This is a genomic window from Vibrio ichthyoenteri ATCC 700023 (assembly GCF_000222605.1).
In the GTDB taxonomy this organism is placed as follows: domain Bacteria; phylum Pseudomonadota; class Gammaproteobacteria; order Enterobacterales; family Vibrionaceae; genus Vibrio; species Vibrio ichthyoenteri.
The window spans coordinates 1-4,846 of the sequence record NZ_AFWF01000248.1; the positions used below are offsets into that span (position 1 = coordinate 1).

2 protein-coding genes are annotated in these 4,846 nt (G+C 44.4%); both read right to left on the reverse strand.

The window, feature by feature from the left end:
• Nucleotides 1–3,006 (reverse strand): Ig-like domain-containing protein (locus RH85_RS23640; RefSeq protein WP_006713918.1); only part of this gene is annotated, 3,006 nt, incomplete at its 3' end.
• A gap of 107 nt (nucleotides 3,007–3,113) precedes the next feature.
• Nucleotides 3,114–4,846: Ig-like domain-containing protein (locus RH85_RS23070; RefSeq protein WP_006713919.1), on the reverse strand; the 1,733-nt coding region annotated here is incomplete at its 5' end.

Sequence of the window (4,846 nt, forward strand, 5' to 3'; positions counted from 1 at the left end):
TTCTAAATCATTTAGAATTGCGCTGGAATTCACAATTCCACCTTCAATATGTTGCTGATATTGAGAACCTCCATCTTCTATGACAATAGACTGACTTGAGTTCCCATCATCAATCGTTAACACAATATCGTCAGTCCCTTCTAAGGCTACACTTAACAGCTGATCCATGGAATTTCCGCTTTCTAGGTCCAGCAATTCACTTAGATCTATCTTGTCTTCACCCGCAGTGAAATCTTTAATCGTGTCGATTTCACCATCACGAATGCCATTGCCCTGATCGATAAACTTAAAAATGTCGACGCCATCACCACCCGTGAGAATATCATTGCCTAGACCGCCAATGAGAATGTCATTGCCAGAGCCGCCATCAATGAAGTCATCACCCGTACCGCCACGCAATACATCAAGCCCGGCACCACCATAGATAACATCATCACCAGAACCACCAAAGATGGCATCGCTTCCACCTTCGCCAAATACAATGTCATCTCCCCCGCCTGCGTGGGCAATATCGATGTTCGCAGTACTAGTACTCGCGGTGGTTAAATCAGAGTTCTCTTCAAACTCCGTCATTGAGTCATTAAGTGGGTCTTGATCTTTAAAACGGTCATCCGTTGCTTCTAAATGCTTGCCATCAGCACCCGAAGAGTAGTTATTAATTAGTTCGCGTTGAACATCCGTAATACTTGATTCTTGATTTTGATGTTCGTCCAGAGATGCATGGCTATTACCAAGGTAAATCGTATCATTACCAGAGCCGAGATAAACCGTATCCCCCCCTTCACCGACATCGACAAATAGTCCTTCTTTATGCCCTTCCAGTGGTTTGTTATCTATTGCTGGAGATGTATGTGTTGCTGCTGCACTCCAAAGCACTTTTTCTTCACTATCTCCATAGTGATTAATACGGACATGGTCGATAGCCTCAGGATTCGACGATATGTTGATGTTATCACTTGATAATGTTATCGACTCAATCGTGCTTTCTAGGCCTTCGGAGTCGATGGCTTTGTAAGTAAACGAATCGGTTAGGCTTGCGTTATCTAACGTACCCTCGTGGCTCAATGTCTCTGGATCAACGACGTAATGAATTCGGGTGGATTCTGATATCACATCTCCGACCGACAACTCCGTTCTGCTACCATCGTCATTAAGAGAGTAAATCTTGCCAAATAGCGGCTCCGATTCAATTCTAAGCTCAACATGCTTATTAGAATCTTGGTCATCTTCAGTGTCCGACACTAACTCTGTGAAGTTAATCTCTTGACTACCTCCAACCGTATCAAGCTCGATTGAAAGAGCTTTTGGCGGTGTGTTGTTTGGGGCTTTATCATCGTTATCTAAAATATTACCCGACTCAGTGACTCCGCCGACACTGATACTATAATTCTCTGTTGATTCCACTTCGCTATCATCTAGCGTTGGAACCAGTACTGTAAAGTCTTTCACTCCAACCGGAATAGTGATCGTCCCACTCGTCTCATCAAAGGTAACACCATTGGTAAAGAACACTTTCGCTAGGTCAACATCTGAGTTATTTTCAGGGCCAAACACCATATCCATCGTCGTCTCTTTTAACGCACTAGACTCAAGAGACACTTTGAAAGCAAGGTCATTACCTTCCACTACATCATTTGACAGCAACTCGACTGAGTCTACCTTCGCACCCGTGGGATCAGGGTTAACAATGACGTTGACCGTTGCACTATCAAAACCACCTTTGTCGTCGGTGATCTGATATTCAAATGTGGTATTGCCGACAAACGTTTCGTTCAACTCAAAGTAAATCATCCCATCTTTGATATAGGCTTCACCTTGCGTCTCACCATACACATAAGTAATACGAATCGTGTCATTATCAATATCCGAATCATTCGACAACAGTTCAGATATTGGGATTTCTAATACGCCACCTTGATTAACCGCATATGCGCCATCACTTGAAGCTTCAAAACCCGTAACAAAATAGTCAGAGGAGTCATTTCCTCTGGCTGGGACATCGACAAAATCTTGCGCTTCAAAAATAATCTCATCGAACGCGATTGGATTCTCATCATCGCCAAGAATAACGTCAAACTGACCTTGGTGATTGCCATCATTGGCGGTGAATGTATCACTCGCCACCGCCACGCCATTTAGGTAGGCAACCCATTTACCTTGTTCGTGATTCCCCGTCCCACCTTCATTCTTAAATAAATTTGAGACAGTAAAACTAAATTCCGTGGCCGGTTTATCAAGAGTTATGATGAACTGCTCAGACTCGCCCGTTTCACGATTGTACTGAATCTGCCCAGCAGGGCCGCCATTTAAATCATCCGAAACCCCTTGTTTTAACGTCGTCGGATCAAATGATTCATCGCTGTTTGCACTGGTGGTAATGGTTGTGCCATCGTCTGACCAAAGTAAGTTGTTCTCTGTATTGAATGAACCGAGTTTGACAACAAAATTGGTAGGGTCATCGTTGGCTATCGGCGCGTTATTGCTTTCGTTCAGCGTGACCGTTGACTCTTCGCTGAAGTTGCCATCACTGTCTACTGCTTGATAATCAAAACTTTCGCTTGCGCTTGTTTCAAGCGAGCGCAGTTCCCAGTTACCAGGACCACTGGTCGACAGTTCTACGCTCTCTATTTCGGTGCCTTCCGGTAACGGAAAGTCAACTGATGGGATGGTAATAGAATGGAATAACTCATCACTGCCAGAAGAGTCTTTCTGAAATTCAAAGGTTTGACTCCCACCAACGAAGTTAACGGTGATCACAACACTCGACTCTTTTGAAGATCCTAGTCCTTGTTCAAAGTAACCACCTAAGCCATCAAGACCAAGCGTAATGCTATCAGCAGGACGGCTTTCAAATTCAACAATGAGCTTTTCACCCTCATTAATGCCTTTACCGCCGCCAACACCAATCCCATGGCCAACATGCTGTGCATTTGCGTCACCGCTGTATTGGGTTAATTTGCCACCCTCACTACGAATAGTGATGGTTTCACCGTCACTCAGTTTCAATTCGCGTGTGGTGTTATCGACCTTTTCACCCCAATTATAAAAATCTTGGCTACTGGCGCCTTTATCTGGTTGATTAAGTGGATTTGAATCTTGTTGATTATTGATCCCTAAAGAAAAGCCTTCAGAATTCGCATCCGATTGATAGTGAATAGAATTTGGATCAAACTGGGTATAGTTTGGATCACCTTCACCTGAGTAAAGATGTTCAGCGGTGATCTCAAAAACTCGTCACCCTCTTTGTAAAAAAGCTTGCCGTCCTCCGGTAATTCGGTGATGACAATTTTTAGATCAGTGGCGTTATCAACATCATCTTCGCGGTCTGAGATATGATCAGAATCAGGATTGCTGCCATCATCGATTGGCGTATTAGCGGTATCAAAGATGACTTGGGTTTTCCCATTACTGCCAACATTCACCTCGAAATCTTCCGATTGCGGTGGGTTATCTTGATAATCCTGAATGGTCGCTTGACCAGATGTCACATCCTGTTGAGACTCGGTTGAAACGATGAGCTCAAAGTGTTCATTGCCTTCGAAAACTGGATTGTATTGATCATCTAGAGTGGCAACGGTAACCGTAAAGCCGTCATTATCCGCGGGAAGTTCAAACGTGAACGAGCCGTTATTAACATCCAACGTTTCAGAGACTTCAACTCCATTTTTATGGTAAGTCACCGTCACTTGTGTTGTTGTATAATCACTACCGCCATGGGCGCTGTCATCCACCAAACTCATGGTAATTGGCGTAACGGATTCACTTGTGTTAGTTAACTTGACATCAAATTTCGCATCTAGCCCTTCGTCAACGATAGGGGCGGAAATCGACTCAACAACTGGACGGTCATCATCGGCTAATTGAGCGCCATCACCATCAGGATCAACACTACCATCGTCCACGATATTGGTTGCCGCACTCGCAGATTGGTTGCTTGTGACTCCATCTTCATTGCTGACGATAAGTTCAAATTGCTCAGAACCTTCAAAGATTGCGTTGTCTTGAGTGCCAACACTAACAAATATCTCGGTGATAAACGGGGGAACCATGACTTTGCCATCAGTGATGGTCAACTCAACCGGTTCATCGTTGTCGTCAAGGAAGTAAGCCTTCATGCTGCCATCAAGGTCATTCTCTTCCGCGGTATTGTTATCACCAGAGACATTGGTCGTAATCGATAACTCAGTAGACTCACTCGATGGTACCGATAGTGATACTTTGAAACTTGCGGCTGAACCTTCAGAGACATTCCCTTCCGATACGACGGAGAGCGTAGCAACATCCACGTTCTCAATAGTACCTGTTGCACTGACGCCTTGAACACCGCCCACTTGCAATGAATACGATTCGTCAAGCTCATGCAGTCCATCTTTCTCTGTTGGCACCAGCACTGTAAAGTCTTTAACGCCAACCGGAACGGTGATTTTACCGCTTTCTTGGTCGTAAGTGACGCCATTGGTAAAGGTCAAGTCACTGAGGTCAACATCGCTCTCGCCAGCCTCGTCTCCGAGTAAGCCGAAGTCTATATCAAGCGTCGTTTCTTTAAGCGCACTGGAATCAAGCGTCACCTTAAAGGCAAGATCATTACCTTCTTCCACGCTATTCGAAAGCAGTTGAACCTCATTAACGATGGCATCGTTAGGCGCTGGGTTAACAATGACGTTGACCGTTGCACTATCAAAACCACCTTTGTCGTCGGTGATCTGATATTCAAATGTGGTATTGCCGACAAACGTTTCGTTCAACTCAAAGTAAATCATCCCATCTTTGATATAGGCTTCACCTTGCGTCTCACCATACACATAAGTAATACGAATCGTGTCATTATCAATATCCGAATCATTCC